Source organism: Xanthomonas sp. LMC-A-07, assembly GCF_030208825.1.
GTDB classification, from domain to species: Bacteria; Pseudomonadota; Gammaproteobacteria; order Xanthomonadales; family Xanthomonadaceae; genus Xanthomonas; species Xanthomonas campestris.
Genome location: NZ_JARVTF010000021.1, coordinates 1 through 18044, shown reverse-complemented (window position 1 = coordinate 18044; position 18044 = coordinate 1). Strand labels below are relative to the sequence as shown.

The following is an 18044-nucleotide window of genomic DNA, read 5'->3' as shown; positions in this document are numbered from 1 at the left end:
GTCTCTCCCCAGGGACCCGGGTGCGCCAGTCGTTCAAGTCGCGCAACACGCGATGGCGAACGACAGCGCCAGCAACCTCTACGACCTTCCGAACAGACCGGCCAAGCGATGGATGCCGGGCCGGCCCTGCGCCGTCCACCCCTAGACGTCCGGGAGTGTCGTGCATGGTTGCTATAAGGGTTTACGACATTGCCGCGCCCAACTTGATGGCTCTGGCCGACGCCGCCTTGACGGCCCTGACAGCGCGAGGGGAAATCACCGACAGCGAGGCCGTGCTGATCCAGTACGGTGTTTGCAGACCATTGATTTCGAAAGAGATTACGATTTGCTAGTGCGCTGCAATGCAGCATTGGCAAGGACCGCCGCGTCCTAATGCGATCGTCGCCAACTGGCCGCGCAATCACTCCATCCGCTGCCGCGACACCCGCAGGCAACGCCTCCTGCTTGCCGGCTAGATCTCCGACACGCCCTCATCCTGGCGTGCGAACCACGCCGCCGAATGCACTTCGGCATCGGCGGCCTCCAGTGCCTGGCGCAGGACCACCAACGGCAGTTGAAGGCGCGTCTCGCCCAGTTGCACGCCCACCCACAGCGATTCGTCCTGCGGATCGGCCAACACCGTCAGCACGGTCTGGTCGCGGCCCTCTACATGGGCCCACAGCTCCAGCTGCATGCCGCCGTCCGCATCGGGTGACCACACACGGCTGAGCGCCGGGCGAAGCACTGCTGTCATGGCGCACCTCGTTGGTTGAGGCAGCCAGCATGCCACCGGCCGCGCGCGTCTGCCGCAACGCGTTCGCGTGCAGCGACACGGGCCAATTCCGGCATCAGCTGGTGATGGTCTGGGTCAGCGCTTCCCAGGTCGGCGGCAGCGGCCAGTTCGGCGCCTGGTTGCCGTCCAGCACCCGGCGCAGGTCGCGCTTGTCGATCTGTGGTGCCAACACATGCACCAGGTCCAATGCGTAATCGCGCAACACGCGGTCGCGCGGCAGCACCGCCCAGGCGATGCACTCGGCGATCGGCGCCGGAGCCGGCCACGCGCGCAGATCCTCGTCGTTGGCACTGACGGCCATTTCGGCCACCAGCCCCACGCCCAGGCCAGCACGCACGTAGGTCTTGATCAGGTCCGCATCCAGCGCGGTCAGCGCAATGCTCGGCTCCAGGCCCACCTGCGCAAACGCCCGCTGCAGCGACGAGCCGGCGCGCGTGGAGGATTCGTAACTGATCAGCGGGTGCGCAGACAGCGCCTGCATGTCCGGCGCCACGCGCGTGTCCAGCGCATGCCCGCGCGGCACGATCACCAACCGGCGCCAACGGTACAGCGGCACCGCGATGCCGGCCGTGGGCTCGCCGCCCGCGGTGCTGACCACGGCAATGTCCGCATCGCCCTGGCTGAGCAGATCCAGCGCCGCGCTCTCGGCCGCCTGCTGCAGATGCACGCTCACCTGCGGGTAGGCCTGCTTGATCTGTGCCACCGCAGGCGGCAACACGAAGCGCGCCTGGGTATGGGTGGTGGTCAAGGTCAGCTGGCCCTGGCTTTCGCGGCGCTGGTTGGCGGCGTAGGTGCGGATGTTGTTGGCTTCGGACAGCACCGCGCGGGCACGTTCGATCACTTCCACGCCGGCCGGGGTCACCGCATCCAGGCTGCGCCCCTTGCGCACGAACAGCAGAAAGCCCAGTTCGTCCTCCAACTGCTTGAGCTGTTTGGACAGGCCCGGCTGGGTCGCGTGCACACGCGCCGCGGCCAGCGTGATGTTCAGCTCGGCATCGGCGATGGCCACCAGGTAGCGAAGTTGGGTCAGCGTCATGGGCTTATGTCCAAAAAAGCGCGAGGCGCTACAAGGGCTTCGACTGTAGAGGAGTTCGGCGGGCCAGCTTATAACCGAACGCTATTTTTAGGACGCATGAAGTCATTTCCGACGGCTATAAGCCCGGCGTTACGGTCTGGCCCTCCCCTCGAAGCCCCGGTCCGTGACTGCCCTGTTCCCGCTCCTTGCCGATCTGCGTGGCCGTGCCGTCCTGGTGGTCGGCGGCGGCCGCGCTGCCGAACGCGCCACCGCCAGCCTGCTGCAGGCCGGCGCGATGCCACTGGTGGGCGCGCCGGAACTGACACCCGCGTTGCGCGGCTGGGCGCAGTCCGGTCAGGTGCGCTGGCTGGTGGGCAGCTTTGACCCGCAGTGGCTGGCGCTGCCGGACCAGCCGGTCTGGCTGACCATCGCCGCCAGCGATGTGCCGGCAGTGAACGCTGCCCTGCGCAGCGCCGCCGGCGCGCAACGGCTGCTGACCCATGAGGCCGCTCCCGCAGCCGCAGCGTTGCCGCCCATCGCCAGCGAACCATCGCCATCAGCAAGCCGCCTCACCCTCACGCCCGGCAGCGTGGCGCTGGTCGGTGCCGGCCCGGGCGACCCCGGCCTGCTCACCCGCAATGCGGTGCGCGCGCTGCGGCAGGCCGAGGTGATCCTTTACGACCGCCTGGTCAGCCCGCAGATCCTGCGCCTTGCAAAGCGCGCAGCGCGCTGCATCGAAGTGGGCAAATCCGCGCAGGGCCACAGCACGCGGCAGGAGCAGATCCATGCGCTGATGCTCGAACATGCGCGCGCCGGGCGGCGCGTGGTGCGCCTGAAAGGTGGCGACCCGTTCGTGTTTGGCCGCGGCGGCGAAGAGCTCGAATTCCTGCACACGCACGGCATCGGTTTCCAGGTGGTGCCCGGCATCACCGCCGCAGTGGCCTGCGCCGCCTACGCCGGTATCCCGCTCACCCACCGCGACCATGCGCAATCGCTGCGCCTGATCACCGCGCACTGCAAGGATTCGCTGGACACGCTGGACTGGCACGCGTTGGGCCAGGAGCGGCAGACGCTGGCCTTCTACATGGGCGTGGCCGGCCTGGACAGCATCCAGCAGCGCCTGCTGCAGGCCGGCCGCGCCGCGGATACGCCATTTGCGCTGGTTGAAAACGGCTCGCGCCCGGAACAGCGCGTGGTCACCGGCCCCTTGTCGCAGCTGGCCGCCACCGCGCGCTTGCATACGGTGCGCTCGCCCGCACTGTTGATCCTGGGCGACGTCGCCGCGCTGTCGCAGTCGCTGCACTGGTTCGGCGCCGCGCCGCTCACCGGCCAGCCCGCGCACTCACCCATCGCAACGCCCCACGCGCCCACACTCGCCCACGCAGCCTGATTCCGACGGAGACCCCATGGCCCTGTACGACAACATCCTCGACACCATCGGCCGCACCCCGGTGGTCAAACTCAACCGCCTCGCCCCGGACCACGTGTCCCTGTACGTCAAGGTCGAGTCGTTCAACCCGGGCGGCTCGGTCAAGGACCGGCTGGCGCTGGCCATCATCCTGGACGCCGAACAACGCGGCCTGCTCAAGCCCGGCGACACCATCGTGGAAGCCACCTCCGGCAACACCGGCGTGGCGCTGGCCATGGTCGCTGCCGCGCGTGGCTACAAGTTCGTCGCCACCATGGTGGAAACCTTTTCGATCGAGCGCCGCAAGCTGATGCGCGCCTACGGGGCCAAGGTGATCCTGACCCCGGCCGCCGAGCGCGGCAGCGGCATGGTGCGCAAGGCCAAGGAACTGGCCGAACAGCACGGCTGGTTCCTGGCCAGCCAGTTCGCCAACCCTGCCAATCCGGCCTACCACCGCAACACCACCGCCGCCGAGATCCTGCGCGACTTCGCCGGCCACCGGCTGGACCATTTCGTGACCGGCTGGGGCACCGGCGGCACCCTCACCGGCGTGGGCGAAGTGCTGCGCGTGGCCCGCCCGGAAGTGCGCATCACCGCCACCGAGCCGGCCGGCGCCGCGCTGCTGCAAGGCCAGGACTGGAAGCCGCACAAGATCCAGGGCTGGACCCCGGACTTCGTGCCGGAGGTGCTCAACCGCGAGGTCGCCCATGAAATCCTCAGCGTCGAAGACACCGACGCAATCAGCGTGGCCCGGCGGCTTGCCGCAGAAGAAGGCATCTTCACCGGCATCTCCGGCGGCGGCACCGTCTCCACTGCCCTGCGGGTGGCCGAAACCGCGGTGCCGGGCGCGGTGATCCTGGCGATGCTGCCGGATACCGGCGAGCGCTACTTCTCTACGCCATTGTTCGCCGACATCAACGAAGGCTCGGACGACGATTGGCTGGCCGGCCTGCCCTGATCGCAGGCAGCGTGACGTCAGCGTTTCTTCCCAAAGGCCGCGCCCGCCAGCGCGGCCTTTGGCATGAAGTGTCCTGCGATTTGCGTCGCGCTGCGGCGCTGCCGCCTCCCGCCGATGTCAAGGAAACGTTACGATGGCGGTTGTTCTGCAGGGAGAGAAGGCGTGAGTAACCGGCCGTATGGACACAGCGATACCCGCAGCGGGCGGGCGCCATGGCTGGTGAAGATGACCTCCCCGGCGCATTTCGCGCTTGCCCTGGGCGTCGGCGCCTGGCTACAGCAGGCCTTTGCGCTGCCGTTGCCCGCCCCCACACCGCTGGCGTGGATCGAGCTGGCCGGCGGCGTCATCGCCTGCGCCGGGCTCGCGCTGGCGGTGAGTTGCTTCATCCTGTTCGCGCGCCGACGCACCACCATCATGCCCAGCGGCCATCCCTCGCGGCTGGTGCTGGACGGCCCGTACCGCTTCACCCGCAACCCGATGTATCTGGCGCTGGTCCTCAGCTACATCGGCCTGTGCCTGCAGCTGGGGCTGCTGTGGGCGGTGGCGCTGGTGCCGCTGCCCTGGCTGGCCTTGCAGTGGTTGGTCATCCCATTCGAAGAAGCGCGCCTGCGCGACGAATTCGGTCGCGCCTACAGCGATTATTGCGCCCGCGTACGCCGCTGGCTTTGAGCCTACCGGTACACGTTGCCGCGGCGGCTTCGCGTGGTTGTCATCCCATTCGAAGAGGCGCGCGTACGCGACCATTTCAGCCACGCCCGTAGCGATCACTGCGCATGCGCTCGCCATTGGCCTTGAACCTGCGGGCGCACGCCACACCGGTTCCGATTGAGCGAATCGATTGCCCGCGCTGTTGGCGATGGCGCCGACAGTCGACGCACGGTAAGCCCTCCGGCATCGCACTCTTTCAGCGCCTGAATTCGCACGCTACCACGGTGCTTTGCTGCCTGCCTTTCGTCGTATTTGGCACGTTTCACCACACGACTTCGATGCCTGTCATAGGCCAGACTAATCGTCATCGCGACACGTTGCAGACAGCGCGTTTGGCATGCTGCAACTCCTCCGGCGCAGCCCGCCATGTGGTCGCATCGTGTGAGATGAATGGCCCGTAGCGTGAGCGTCCCGCAGCGCCTGATCCATCACGCGCTCATCATGCAAATCCCATAACTATCGCGCTATGAGAATCGAAGTCTGGCAAGGCGACATCACCCAACTCGACGTTGACGTCATCGTCAACGCGGCCAACGAATCACTGCTGGGCGGTGGTGGCGTCGATGGCGCGATCCATCGCGCCGCAGGCCCGCGCCTGTTGGAGGCCTGCGAGGCATTGCCGGAAGTGCGCCCAGGCGTGCGTTGCCCCACCGGCGAAATCCGCATCACCGATGGCTTCGACCTGAAAGCGCGGCATATCTTCCACACAGTGGGACCGGTGTGGCGCGACGGCAAGCACAATGAACCGGAACAGCTCGCCAACTGCTACTGGCAGTCGCTGAAGTTGGCCGAGCAGATGATGCTGCACTCGATTGCGTTTCCGGCCATCAGCTGCGGTATCTACGGTTATCCGCTGTACCAGGCGGCACGCATTGCCGTCACTGAAACCCGCGACTGGCAGCGCTCGCACAAAGTGCCCAAGCACATCGTGCTGGTGGCCTATAACGAAGCGACCTACAAGGCCTATCAGCAGGTGCTCGCCACGCAGGAAACCGCTGCTGCCTGAGTGGAACGACTGCAAGCGTGATGCTTCCAGACAGGCGCCGCAGGGCGCCTGTCTTGCTTTGTGCGAGGCACAGTCTTGCTTGTGATGCACTTTGTACTGCCCCATGCACATGCATGCAGGAACAGCTGCGGCGTGAGCGAGACGAGTGCAAGCGAGCTGCTTTCCAAAGATGGGGCACGGCGGTGTGTCTTGCGTCGTGCAGGCGCCGTCCTACTTGAGACGTAGCTTGCGCGCAGGTGCAGGTGCCGTAGTTCGCACGCGTGTCTGTCAGTACGGACAACGGTCGCGCGATCAACGACGGTCGCGCGCTGCACATGCAAGCGTCGCGACAAAAGCTGCCGGCCATCCAAATTGGCGAACCCAAACGCAAGACGCCGGCCTCGCGGCCGGCGTCTTGTATGCGTGATGCAGCCTCAGCGGCGGATCAGCCCTTCCACTTACCCAGTGCAGCCAGGCCGTTTTCCTTGGCGCGCTCGTAAATGATCTGCTGCGCCTTGGCGTAGTTGCCGGTCATGTCCTTGGACCACAGCTTCAGTGCGGCCTGCTGCATCGCGCGGCCATACGAGAAGCTCAGCGGCCACGGCAGGTTGCCCAGCTGATGCATCTCGTTGAGGTGCGCGGTGGACTGCTCGTCGGTCTGGCCGCCGGACAGGAACACGATGCCCGGCAGGATCGCCGGCACGGTCGACTTCAGGCACATCACGGTGGACTCGGCCACTTCTTCGACGCTGGCCTGCTCTTCGCAGCTCTTGCCGGAGATGACCATCGAGGCCTTCAGGATGGTGCCTTCGAGCACAACGTTCTGCTCATACAGCGCACCAAACAGCGAGCGCAGCGTGGCTTCGGTGACTTCGTAGCAGGTCTCGATGTCGTGGTCGCCATCCATGATCACTTCCGGCTCCACCATCGGCACCAGGCCCTGTTCCTGGCACAGCGCGGCATAGCGGGCCAGCGCATGCGCATTGGCCTCGATGCAGGTGCCGGACGGAATGTCTTCGCCGATGTTGATGACCGCACGCCACTTGGCGAAGCGCGCGCCCAGGGTGTAGTACTCCTCCAGACGCGCACGCAGGCCGTCCAGACCTTCGGTCACCAGCTCGCCCGGCATGCCGGCCAGCGGCTGCGCGCCCTTGTCGACCTTGATGCCCGGGATGATGCCGTGGTCGGCCATGTACTTGGCAAACGGCACGCCGTCCTTGGTCTTCTGACGAATGGTTTCGTCGAACAGGATGGCGCCGGAGATGTAATCGCTCAGCTTGGGCGTGGTCAGCAGCAGTTCGCGGTAGGCACGACGGTTTTCTTCGGTGTTCTCGATGCCCACGCCGGAGAAGCGCTTGGCGATCGTGCTGGTCGATTCGTCGATGGCGATGATGCCCTTGCCCGGGGCGACCATGGCCTGGGCGGTTTCGGCAAGCTGTTCGATGCTCATGTAGTTCCTGTGGCAGCTGCGGGGGAGAACGAAAGTATAGCGACGAAAGTCGTAGACATTCCTTCACGGAATGCCTGCAACCGATTACACCTTGCAGCGTGCTGCGCGATCTGTGGCAGGGCTCGCATCATGGCGTGCAGCGCGCATGGTCACATGCCGCATCTCACGTCGATGCGGCATGCGCGGCACGCAACTCCAAGGGCTTGGCAGGGCATTAAACGCGGCGTTTACCTGCTGATCGGTCCTGTGTCCGTGCAGCCTGCACCACAGTTGGGCCGCGAGATTGCATGCACATGTCCGTCAGCCACGCTGCGAAGACGTGCAGCGCAGGGTTCGGCATGGGCGAGCGAGGCAAGCGCATCGGCCACACAGCACGACGGCGGCACATGGCCGCCGTCGTGTCACTGCAGGCTGCGTGGGGCGCGTCGCACATGTGTGCATGCACGACGCCCGCCCACCGCCAGGTGTTCTACAGCTCGCCCAGACCGCTGGCGCGGCCGTCTTCGCCTACTTCCAGCAGACGCAGCGTGTTGGTGGCGCCATGGGTTTCCATGTGCTCGCCGCTGGTGAACACCACGCGGTCGCCAGGCCCCATGCGCTCGTTTTCCACCAGCAGGCGGATCGCTGCGCGCGCGGCTTCGCGCGGGGTCAGGCCACGGCTGTCGAAACCGATCGGGAACACGCCACGCATCATCGCCATCTGGCGACGCGCGCCGTCATGACGGGTGAATGCATAGATCGGCATGTTGGAACGGAAGCGCGACAGGTAACGCGGCGTGCCGCCGGATTCGGTCAACGCCACCACGCCGCCCAGACCGATGTGCTCGGACAGGAACATGGTCGCCATTGCGATCGCCTGATCGGCGCGCTGCAGGTTGCGTTGCGCCGCTTCGAAGTCGGTATCGAACTCGAACTGGTGCTCGGCGCCCAGGCAGATGCGTGCCATCGCTTCCACCGCACGCACCGGGTACGCACCGGCAGCGGTTTCGGCCGAGAGCATCACCGCATCGGTGCCGTCGATGACCGCGTTGGCCACGTCGAGTACTTCGGCGCGGGTCGGGATCGGGCTTTCCACCATCGACTGCAGCATCTGAGTGGCGGTGATCACCACCTTGTTCTGCGCCAGCGACTCGCGAATGATCTTCTTCTGCAGGCCCGGCAATTCGGCATCGCCGATTTCCACGCCCAGATCGCCGCGCGCCACCATCACCACGTCGGAGGCTTCGACGATTTCGACCAGGTTCTCGATCGCTTCGGTGCGCTCGATCTTGGACACCAACTGCGCATCGCAGCCGTGCTGCTGGGCGATCTGGCGGGCGTCGTGCATGTCCTGCGCGTTACGGCAGAACGACACCGCGATGAAGTCCACGCCGATCTTGGCCACGATGCCGATCAGTTCCTTGTCGCGCTCGGTCAACGCGCCCAGCGACAGACCACCGCCCTGCTTGTTCAGCCCCTTGCGGTCGGACAACACACCATCGTTGAGCACGGTGGTGACGATGCGCGCGCCCTGCACGTCGGTGACCTGCAGCTGCACCAGGCCATCGTCGAGCAGCAGCACGTCACCGGCGGTGACATCCTGCGGCAGGCCCAGGTAGCTCACGCCCACCTGATGCTGATCGCCGGCCGGCGCATTGACATCGGCCACCAGGTCGAAACGATCGCCCATGGTCAGCTTGATCTTGCCTTCGGCAAAGCGCTCGATGCGGATCTTCGGGCCCGGCAGGTCGGCCAGGATGCCCACTTCGGCGCCCACGCGGACGGCGGCGGCACGCACTTCGGCAGCGCGCTTGGCCTGGCCGGACGGGTCGCCGTGGCTGAAGTTGAGGCGCACCACGTTGACGCCCGCCTTGAACAAGGCGTCCAGCACACCAGGCGGATCCGTGGCCGGTCCCAGCGTGGCGAGGATCTTGGTGCGGCGTTGACGTTCTTTCATGATGGCCTCCCTGTAAAAGCCGCGAAACTTAACACACGCGTCACGTACCGAGGATGGCATTGCGGCATAGCCCCCCTCCTTTTCCGGCATGTCTCACAGACAGTGCGGGACAGTACGTACGCTTTCGCAGCGTGTTGCCGCGGACGGCCGCACGCTGCGGGTCGCCACCGTACGCCGGTGGCAGTGAAGACACGCCGCGCTAGGCGCGGATCAGCCCGCTCAACTCGGCTGGTGTGTGCGCAAGCGCACCGGCGCCGGCAGCGCGCAGTTCGGCTTCGTCGCCGAAGCCCCACAACACGCCGATGCTGTGGATGCCGTGGTGGTTGGCACCATCGATATCCATGCGACGGTCGCCGATCATCACGCAGCCGGCCTTGTCGATCTGCAGGCGACGCAGCGCTTCGGCGATCAAATCCGGCTTGAAGCGGCGCGCACCATCTTCGCTGGCACCGATGACGTCTTCGAAACACACGCCGAACGGCAGGTGCTCGACGATGCGGCGCGCGTAGCGCTCGTTCTTGGAGGTCACCACGGCCAGCCGGTGGCCGGCGCGGTGCAGGCCGGTGACCACATCGCCAATGCCGTCGAACACGCTGAGCTCGGTCCAGCCCACCGCGTCGTAACGGGCGCGATAGGCGGCCAGCGCGCGCTGCACCAGGTCCGGATCCTCGGGGAAGCGCTCGCTGAAACTGTCGCGCAGCGGCGGGCCGATCCAGGCGCGCAACGTCTGCGGGGAAGGCCGCGGCTGACCAACCTCGTCGAAGGCATGCACGATGCTGCCGACGATGCCGGGTTCCGAGTCGACCAGCGTGCCGTCCAGATCGAAGAACAGTGTGGCTGCACTCACTGCCCGCGGGCCTCGAGCGCGGCAACCGCCGGCAAGGTTTTGCCTTCCAGAAATTCCAGGAACGCGCCGCCGCCGGTGGAGATGTAGGTGACGTCCTTGGCGATGGCGTATTTGTCTACGGCCGCCAACGTGTCGCCGCCACCGGCGATCGAGAACGCCTTGGACGTGGCAATGGCACGCGCCAGGGTCTCGGTGCCATGGCTGAAGGGCTCGAACTCGAACACGCCGACCGGGCCGTTCCAGACCACGGTGCCGGCGTTGGCAATCAGCTCGGCGTAATGCGCGGCGGTCTGCGGGCCGATGTCCAGGATCAGATCGTCGGCGTCCACCTGGTCGAGCGACTTCACGCTCGCCTCGGCATCGGGCAGGAACTGCTTGGCCACCACCACGTCGGTGGGCAGCGGAATCTCCGCGCCGCGTGCCTTGGCATCGGCGACGATCTGGTTGGCGGTCGGGATCAGGTCCGGTTCGCTGAGCGACTTGCCCACGTCGTGGCCGGCCGCGGCGATGAAGGTATTGGCGATGCCGCCGCCGACGATCAACTGGTCCACCTTGTTGACCAGGTTGGCCAGCAGTTCCAGCTTGGTCGAAACCTTGCTGCCGGCCACGATCGCCAGCAGCGGCTTGGCCGGGTTGTCCAGTGCCTTGGCCAGCGCGTCGAGCTCGGCCATCAGCAGCGGGCCACCGGCAGCCACCGGCGCGAACCGGATCACGCCATGCGTGGAGGCCTGCGCACGGTGCGCGGTGCCGAAGGCATCCATGACAAACACATCGCATAGCGCGGCGTACTTGCGTGCGAGCGCTTCGTCATCCTTGCCCTCGCCCACGTTCATGCGGCAATTTTCCAGCAGCACCACCTGGCCCGGCGCCACGTCCACGCCATCGACCCAGTCACGCACCAGCGGCACGTCCACGCCCAGCAGGGTGGTCAGACGCGCGGCCACCGGCGCCAGCGAATCTTCCTCGCTCCAGGTGCCTTCCTTCGGGCGGCCCAGGTGCGAGGTCACCATCACCGCAGCGCCCTTTTCCAGCGCCAGCTTGATGGTGGGCACCGAGGCGGTGATGCGCTGTTCGGAGGTGATCTGGCCGTTGTCGATCGGCACGTTGAGATCCTGGCGGATCAGCACGCGCTTGCCGGAAAGATCGAGGTCGGTCATGCGGACAATGGACATGGGCTCAGCTCGCTAAGTCGTTGGGGGAATGGGGAATGGGGAATGGGGAATCGAAACAGCTGCAGGCATGCAGCGCGCTGACGACCACGCGCTGTGCTGGCAAGGGAACGGATGACGCGTTGCAGGCTGCCGGCGCGCCACCGCGCAGACGCGCGGTGCGTTTCACAGGCGCCGTCGCCGCAGATGCGGGTGGCGCGAACTGTGGTCGGTCGAACACGACGGGCAATGCGGCTGCCTTGGCGACGGGGGACGCCCATTGTCGGACCTTCGCGCCGCAGCGGCAAACCCGCCACGGCGCCTCGCCATCAGGCGTCGCGGTTGGCGCTGGCACTGCGCAACAGACTCACCGCAAAACCACCGACCACCACCGCACCACCCACCAACAGCGCCCACAGCAGCCAGCGCTTCCAGTCACGCGGCACCGCGGCCGGTTGCAGCGCCGCCGCGCCTGCCAGCGGCTGCGCCGCACCGGCGATGCGCGCGGTGGCCAGCTGCCATTGCGCACCGCGTTCCTGGCGCAAGGCGGCAAGCATCGAGGTCAAGGGCGCGTCGGTGCGCTGCGCACGCGCACTGCCGGCCACCAGCGCGTACGGCGCTTGGCCTTGGGTAAGAAACACTAGCCGCTCCGGCTGATAGCCCACCCGCAGCGTCGGCACACCGGTCCGGCGGCCTTGCGCGGCCAGCAATCGCCACTGGCGGTCGCGGACGCTGCCGCCGGACACTGGCTGCGGCGGCGAGGCAGTGTTGGCGCTCCCGAGCCGATAGCCCAGCCACGGCCCGGCACGCTGCAGCCAGGGCGCCTGGTCGCTATCGCGGCTTTCGACGACCCACTCCACGGCCTCGGCACGGGCGCCCTGCACATCCACCTGCGCAATCGGGAATCGCCCTGGCAAGGTGTAGACCACCCGCGTTTCCTGCGCGGTGCCCAGCAGGTCAAGTTGCTGCCACTGCGCAGGCGCGGCGGCGCCTTCCAGCTCCAGTTCCACCTGCGTCAACGCAGGCAGCGCGCCGGAGACCGGCACCAGGCGCAGATAGCGCGCGCGCTGTTCCAGCGCGATGCGCCGCTGCTGCAAACGCTGGCCGTTGTTGTCCAGCGCCATCACCGTGGCGTCGGCTGCGAGCACGCGCCAGTCACGCAGATCGTCGCTGCCTTCCACGCGCAGTTGCGCCTGCACCGGCGTGGTGCCGTCCCAGTCGAGCCACAGCGCGCGTGGCGCCTCATGCACGCCGCTGGCATCCACCAGCCAGCCCGGGCCGGCACCGTCGCGCGTGGACGCGCCTGTGGCCACCCGGCCTTCGAGCCGGCGCACCGCACCGGACGCATCGCGCTCGGCAATCAGTTGCAGGTCGCCCCTGGCCGCTTCGGCGCCGGCCGGCAACGCAAACACCGGCACGCGCTGCCGCCGTGGCGCCGCCTGCGCCGCTACTTCCGCGGGGAGCAGCGCCGAGGGCATCTCGTCGCCGCGTGCATCGAGCACGGCCACGTCGCGCAGTTGCGCATCGCGCGCCACCCGGTACACCGACCCATCCAGCGTCAGCTGATACATGCCGGCATCGGACTGCGCGACCTGCAGCGGCCATTGCTGGACGAAATCACTCCGCAGATCGCCGGCCTGCACCGCCCCGGCGATGCCTGCCACTGCCAACGGCAGCCACCCTCGAATCCGCATCACACACTCTCCTCGGCAAGTGGCGCCTGACGCGGCGGCGCCGGTGCCAGATAGCCCACCACGGTGCACAACAGGCCATAGGCCATGAACGAGCCGATGCCCAGCAGGTTGCCCAGATGCTGGCGGTCCACCAGCACCAGTTTGGCCAGCACCAATCCCATCAACAGCGCACCACCCAGCCACAGGCCGCGTTGCCCGCGACGCGAGCCGATCACCCAACCCAGCACGCCCAGCACGCTCCACACGATGGTCAGGCTGGTCTGCGACAGCGTCGCGCCCAGCAGTTGCGTGTCCCAGGGCACCGCGCCCCAGTGATGCACGCTGTGCAAGGTGCTGCCGGTGAGCAAGGCCCAGCCCAGCACGCCCAGCGCAGTGACACGCCAACGCTGCAGCAGCACTGGCGACTGCGCCGACCAGGCCCAGCGTGCGAGCAAGGCCAGCACCGCCAGCTGCGCCAGTTCGGCCGGATTGAGCAGCGGCAGCCACGGCAACGGCGACGCGCTCACCGGGTCCAGCAGCACCAGCACCCAGCCGACGCCCAGCACGCCGAACACGCAACTCAGCAGTGCAGTGCGGGCAGGGGCGAAGCCCGCGCCCTGCGGCCAGGCAATCCAGGACCAACGCAGCAGACCAAGCGCCGCCACGGTCAGCCACGGCGCGGCGAGCAATGCGCAGCGCCACCCATTGGCCAGCAGGAAGGCGTCGGCCAACCAGGCCGCGCCCAACGACACCACCAAGGGCCACAGCAACCACCAGATGAACTGCGCAGCGATCGCGCCGGCACCGTGCTGCATGCGCAGGCACCACAAGGCACGCGCGCCGGCCACGGCGAACGCCAACCACGCCAGCGCGCCCCAGTGCGCGAACGGTTGGGTATGCGCATGGCTCTGCCACAGTGCCAGCGGCGCAGCCAGCGCCAGCCCGGTCATGACCGTCCACACCAACGCCGCTGCAGGCCGGCGGCGATGCACCTCGGCCGCCAGCCAGACGGTCAGCGCGACGAAGCCCAGCAGCAGGTCCGGCTCGCTACGCAGGTCGCCGGCAAAGCGCAGGATCTCGTGCACACCGCACAGCGTCCACCAGCCCAGGCCCCACAGATACGCCACCAGCGCGCGGCGCGGGTGCCCCGCATCGCGCAGGAACCAAGCACTGGCCCAGCCAGCCAGCGCCAGCAGCAAGGTGCTCATGCAGGTGGCATTGGCAACCGCCACGCTGTCGTAGCGCCACGCATCCACGCCGAAGGCCACACCGATCGCAGCCAGCATCTGCAAGCCCACACCGCTGACCTGGGAGAACCGCCGCTGCTGCCGCAAACCCAGCCACAGCAAGCCGACGCCTTCCAGTGCGAACACGCTGGCGGTGGCACGCGCCGACAACGCCAACGGCACCGCCAGCGTGGCAAAGCCCACGGCCAGCATCGCGTGCGCCTCGCCCAGCAGACGCGTCGCCGGGCGGCGCAGCAACCATGCGGCCAGCGCCGCATACAACGCGGCCACGGCCAGCGCGCACAACGCCAGTGGCAGGCGGTCGCCCTCCAGCAGGCGCGCCTGCAACGCGAACGCGACCAGCGGCGTGCCGAACAACAGGCTGCCATCGATCAACTTGCCGGCACTGCCATCGCCACGCCGCGCGTGCAGCACCGGGATGGCCACATACATGGCGAAGAACAACAACAGGAACGGCTCGGTCGTGGCGAACTTCGCCGGGGCGTACTGCAGCGCACCCCACAACGTGCCGATGCCGAAGGTAAACGCGAATCCGAGCAGATTCAGCACCCGCCACGGGCGCACCCAGGCAACTGCCACGATGCCGGCATTGAGCACCGCGTAGTAACTAAACAACGCAACATGATTGCCGCTGCCACTGGACAACCAGATCGGCGCCAAAAAGCCCGCCAGCACGCCCAGAACGGCCAACGTGCGCGAATCCTGCAGCACGGCCAGCACGCACATGCCGGCAATCAACACCACGCTGATGCCCATCGCCAGCCCGGCGCCGAGCAACCCGTACAACTTGAACGCAGCGAACACGGTCAACAGCAAGCCGCCGATGGCACCGCCCTGCAGCGCCAGCGCAAAGCCGGGCCGCACCGTGCGCTGCCGCCAACCGAAGACCAGGCCGGCCAAGGCCACCGCACTGATGCCAGCCAAGCGCAGCTCCACCGGCATGCGCATCCAGCCCTGATCGCTGGCGTATTTCAGCAGCGACGCGACGCCGGCCAGCAGCACCAGCATGCCCACCTTGACCGGCACATTGCCTTCGGTGAACCAGCGCTTCAGCGCACTGGCGGCGCGCTCGATCGCATTCGGCGCCGGTGGTGGAGTCGGTGCGGATGGTGCGGATGGCGGCTGTGTTGGCTGCGCCGATGCAGCAAGCGGCGACGGCGTGCGCGCGACAGCCTCGGAGACACTGGCACTGCTGCGCGCGGCAAGCGACGGATCCATGCTGTGCGACGGTGGCGGGACCGGTGCGGTGGCGCGCGGTACCGGGGCCACTGCCTCTGTCGGCATGCTGACCTGTGAGGGCACCGGCTGCTGATCATCAACCGGTGCGTTGGGCGCTGCTTGCGCGCTTGCACGTGCCGCAGCTGCAGGCGCCGCAACGCCTTGCCACTGTGCGACCCGCTGCTCCAGCTCCCAGACCCGCCGCTGCAGTCTGCCCACCCACACCAGCGCTATCACCAGCCCAACCGGCAGGGCCAGGACCGCAAGGCCCACCATTACGATGATCGATTCCACCTGTCCCCCACCCCGGCATCCGGCCGGCTGCGCGAACCATACAGGCTGCGGCCACGCATTGGCAGCACCGCACGCGGTGTAGAGTCATCAGGGCCTTAGTGCGCGCCTCACCGTAAAACGCCAACCACACGCAAAAAAAACGCCCGGATGACCGGGCGTTTTTTTATGATTATTCGCGGTAACCGCTGTCGTTCTTGTTATGGATGATCCAGATCAGGTTGCCGCCGGTATCCATCGACTTGCCGGCAAACACCAGACGCCCCTGGCCCTTGTAAGCCATCTCGTACCGGTAGCGGTCACCGCCGAAGAAGAACGGAATGAACGCCTTGCCAGTCACGTACGAACCCTGGTCATTCGGCTGACCGATCAGATCGGTGACCTGCTTCATCGGCATGCCGATCTGCAACTGCGTGAACTTGCTGCCCGGCGCAGGCTTACCGGTGATTTCGCCTTCGTAATCGTTGACGCCCTTGACGGTCTCACCGTAGCCCGCCTCGACATCGGACGACTTGATCACTTCGCCATCGGCATTCATCCAGGCCGGCGTACCGGTCTGCTTCTTGGCTGCCCAGCTGGTGGACGGTACCGCACACGCAATGACAACGCCGAACGCCAGCGCGCCCGCAAGAAACTTATTCATGTCTGTATCTCTCTATCCATGGAGTTCCCCGATCCTTCAACACGACACGGGAACGGCCGCCGTGCCCGCAAATTAGCGCACGTGATGCCGATAAAGTCCACTTCGGGCAGCCACATATTTGCGCTGTACCAAGCGCTGCCGGCAGAGAAAGACGCAGAAAACAAAAGCCCCAGCAAGCTGGGGCCTTTGCGACAACATCAGACGGCAGTGCTTACTTCGCCACAACCCGCACCATTTCCAGGCACTTGTTGGAGTAGCCCCACTCGTTGTCGTACCAGGACACCAGCTTGACGAAGGTGGAATCCAGCGCGATGCCGGCGTCGGCGTCGAACACCGAGGTGCAGGTCTCGCCGCGGAAGTCGGTCGCCACTACTTTGTCTTCGGTGTAGCCCAGGATGCCCTTCAGCGCGCCTTCGCTCTGCGCCTTCACTTCGGCGCAGATTTCGGCATAAGTCGCCGGCTTTTCCAGCTCAACCGTCAGGTCGACCACCGACACGTCCGAGGTCGGCACGCGGAAGCTCATGCCGGTGAGCTTCTTGTTGAGCTCCGGGATCACCACGCCAACCGCCTTGGCCGCACCGGTCGAGGACGGAATGATGTTCTCCAGGATGCCGCGGCCACCGCGCCAATCCTTGTTCGACGGGCCGTCCACGGTCTTCTGGGTCGCGGTCGCGGCGTGCACGGTGGTCATCAGGCCACGCTTGATGCCCCACTTGTCGTTGATGACCTTGGCCAACGGCGCCAGGCAGTTGGTGGTGCACGAGGCGTTGGAGACGATCGCTTCGCCCTTGTAGGTCTTGTCGTTGACACCGTAGACGAACATCGGCGTGTCGTCCTTGGACGGGGCCGACAGGATCACCTTCTTGGCGCCCGCGTCGATGTGCTTCTGCGCGGTTTCCTTGGTCAGGAACAGGCCGGTGGACTCGATCACCACCTCGGCGCCGACCGCATCCCACTTGAGGTTGGCAGGGTCGCGTTCCTGGGTAAGGCGGATCTTCTTGCCGTTGACGATCAGCGTGTTGCCGTCGACCGACACCTCGGCCTTGAAGCGGCCGTGCACCGAGTCGTACTGCAGCATGTACGCCAGGTAATCGGGCTCGAGCAGGTCATTGATGGCCACGATCTCGATGTCATTGGCGAAGTTCTGCACCGCAGAGCGCAGCACGTTGCGTCCGATGCGACCGAATCCGTTGATGCCAACCTTGATTGCCATGTTCACTAGCTCCTGCGGCCGCGACAACGCGGCGGATGGAAAGGGGCGTTCATTCTAGCAGCGTCCCACCCCGGCGACGGTGCCCGGACAGGCGCTGCGACACACCGTTCGACCCGCGGCACATCACGCAGAACACACGCTCCGCAGGCACCGGCGCGCAGGCCGCAAGGCTTGGTCTGGCAGGGACACGCCCAGTGCGCACCACTGGCTAACGCAGGACGACAACACGCACCGCTGCAGTGCGCCGCCAACGGACTCGGCGGGAGTGCGGGCAGCCGAGGCCAGATGGGAGCGGCAATTCCAAAGTCCTTTAGTTGAGGCCGCATACCTGACGCGTCGCCACGCCCAAGCCCATCCTGCGACCGACACCCCAGAAACCGCCTAATTCGCCCCGCAACCAAGACGGACGGCCCACTCCAAAATACGCCGCCCGGCATATCCACGACTATGCCGAACAGCAGAATTTACACCCTCCGCGGATTTCGATACTGGGCTCGCCCACTGAGGCAACCCCCATCACTCAACGGAGATA

Annotated in this window: 14 protein-coding genes; 4 read left to right on the top strand and 10 right to left on the bottom strand. The window is 66.6% G+C overall.

Annotation, left to right across the window (positions count from 1 at the left end; all coding sequences use genetic code 11):
- Window positions 1-451: 451 nt before the first annotated feature.
- Both QRM89_RS20270 and QRM89_RS20265 read right to left on the bottom strand, forming a co-directional pair.
- Window positions 452-733 carry a hypothetical protein gene (locus QRM89_RS20270; protein ID WP_042594959.1) on the bottom strand — a complete coding sequence of 94 codons (282 nt, stop codon included), beginning with the start codon at window positions 731-733 and terminating at the stop codon, window positions 452-454.
- A 94-nt stretch (window positions 734-827) separates the two neighbouring features.
- Window positions 828-1808: a LysR family transcriptional regulator gene (locus QRM89_RS20265; protein ID WP_115579905.1), complete on the bottom strand. Its 981-nt coding sequence runs from the start codon at window positions 1806-1808 to the stop codon at window positions 828-830.
- 163 nt (window positions 1809-1971) lie between these two features.
- Here QRM89_RS20265 and cobA point away from each other — a divergent pair, with 163 nt between their 5' ends.
- The 4 genes from cobA (at window position 1972) to QRM89_RS20245 (ending at window position 5867) form a co-directional block, all read left to right on the top strand.
- Complete coding sequence (gene cobA / locus QRM89_RS20260) at window positions 1972-3177, top strand: uroporphyrinogen-III C-methyltransferase (RefSeq protein WP_285448854.1); 1206 nt, start codon at window positions 1972-1974, stop codon at window positions 3175-3177.
- 16 nt (window positions 3178-3193) lie between these two features.
- Window positions 3194-4153 (top strand): cysteine synthase A, encoded by a 960-nt coding sequence (cysK, locus tag QRM89_RS20255; RefSeq protein WP_011038289.1) that lies wholly within the window; start codon window positions 3194-3196, stop codon window positions 4151-4153.
- 162 nt (window positions 4154-4315) lie between these two features.
- Window positions 4316-4822, top strand: a complete 507-nt coding sequence (locus tag QRM89_RS20250) for an isoprenylcysteine carboxylmethyltransferase family protein (protein WP_012437527.1) — start codon at window positions 4316-4318, stop codon at window positions 4820-4822.
- A gap of 505 nt (window positions 4823-5327) precedes the next feature.
- Window positions 5328-5867 carry an O-acetyl-ADP-ribose deacetylase gene (locus tag QRM89_RS20245; protein WP_285448849.1) on the top strand — a complete coding sequence of 180 codons (540 nt, stop codon included), beginning with the start codon at window positions 5328-5330 and terminating at the stop codon, window positions 5865-5867.
- Window positions 5868-6291: 424 nt separating this feature from the next.
- On the opposite strand, the gene QRM89_RS20240 is transcribed toward QRM89_RS20245, so the two are convergent.
- From QRM89_RS20240 to gap, 8 genes are all read right to left on the bottom strand, one after another.
- Entirely contained in the window at window positions 6292-7296 is a 1005-nt protein-coding gene (locus QRM89_RS20240; protein WP_012437525.1) for a class I fructose-bisphosphate aldolase, read from the bottom strand.
- A 469-nt stretch (window positions 7297-7765) separates the two neighbouring features.
- Window positions 7766-9232, bottom strand: a complete 1467-nt coding sequence (pyk, locus tag QRM89_RS20235) for a pyruvate kinase (protein ID WP_014508780.1) — start codon at window positions 9230-9232, stop codon at window positions 7766-7768.
- Between the two features lie 199 nt (window positions 9233-9431).
- Window positions 9432-10079, bottom strand: coding sequence for an HAD family hydrolase (locus tag QRM89_RS20230; protein WP_014508781.1), 648 nt, complete (start codon window positions 10077-10079; stop codon window positions 9432-9434).
- Window positions 10076-11251: a phosphoglycerate kinase gene (locus QRM89_RS20225; protein ID WP_285448846.1), complete on the bottom strand. Its 1176-nt coding sequence runs from the start codon at window positions 11249-11251 to the stop codon at window positions 10076-10078. The genes QRM89_RS20230 and QRM89_RS20225 overlap by 4 nt, the downstream gene beginning before the upstream one ends.
- Before the next feature lie 305 nt (window positions 11252-11556).
- Complete coding sequence (locus QRM89_RS20220; protein WP_285448844.1) at window positions 11557-12921, bottom strand: DUF3999 domain-containing protein; 1365 nt, start codon at window positions 12919-12921, stop codon at window positions 11557-11559.
- The gene (locus QRM89_RS20215; protein WP_285448842.1) at window positions 12921-15659 is read right to left on the bottom strand and encodes a DUF2339 domain-containing protein; all 2739 of its coding nucleotides are present in this window, start codon (window positions 15657-15659) and stop codon (window positions 12921-12923) included. The genes QRM89_RS20220 and QRM89_RS20215 overlap by 1 nt, the downstream gene beginning before the upstream one ends.
- Before the next feature lie 169 nt (window positions 15660-15828).
- Window positions 15829-16299, bottom strand: a complete 471-nt coding sequence (locus tag QRM89_RS20210) for a hypothetical protein (protein ID WP_011038298.1) — start codon at window positions 16297-16299, stop codon at window positions 15829-15831.
- A 211-nt stretch (window positions 16300-16510) separates the two neighbouring features.
- Complete coding sequence (gene gap, locus QRM89_RS20205; protein ID WP_011038299.1) at window positions 16511-17512, bottom strand: type I glyceraldehyde-3-phosphate dehydrogenase; 1002 nt, start codon at window positions 17510-17512, stop codon at window positions 16511-16513.
- Window positions 17513-18044 lie beyond the last annotated feature (532 nt).

Coding starts and splice junctions, on each gene's coding strand:
- QRM89_RS20240 (WP_012437525.1), bottom strand. CDS start 7,296: ATGAGCATCGAACAGCTTGCCGAAACCGCCCAGGCCATGGTCGCCCCG.
- pyk (WP_014508780.1), bottom strand. CDS start 9,232: ATGAAAGAACGTCAACGCCGCACCAAGATCCTCGCCACGCTGGGACCG.
- QRM89_RS20220 (WP_285448844.1), bottom strand. CDS start 12,921: ATGCGGATTCGAGGGTGGCTGCCGTTGGCAGTGGCAGGCATCGCCGGG.
- QRM89_RS20225 (WP_285448846.1), bottom strand. CDS start 11,251: ATGTCCATTGTCCGCATGACCGACCTCGATCTTTCCGGCAAGCGCGTG.
- QRM89_RS20265 (WP_115579905.1), bottom strand. CDS start 1,808: ATGACGCTGACCCAACTTCGCTACCTGGTGGCCATCGCCGATGCCGAG.
- gap (WP_011038299.1), bottom strand. CDS start 17,512: ATGGCAATCAAGGTTGGCATCAACGGATTCGGTCGCATCGGACGCAAC.
- QRM89_RS20270 (WP_042594959.1), bottom strand. CDS start 733: ATGACAGCAGTGCTTCGCCCGGCGCTCAGCCGTGTGTGGTCACCCGAT.
- QRM89_RS20245 (WP_285448849.1), top strand. CDS start 5,328: ATGAGAATCGAAGTCTGGCAAGGCGACATCACCCAACTCGACGTTGAC.
- cysK (WP_011038289.1), top strand. CDS start 3,194: ATGGCCCTGTACGACAACATCCTCGACACCATCGGCCGCACCCCGGTG.
- QRM89_RS20210 (WP_011038298.1), bottom strand. CDS start 16,299: ATGAATAAGTTTCTTGCGGGCGCGCTGGCGTTCGGCGTTGTCATTGCG.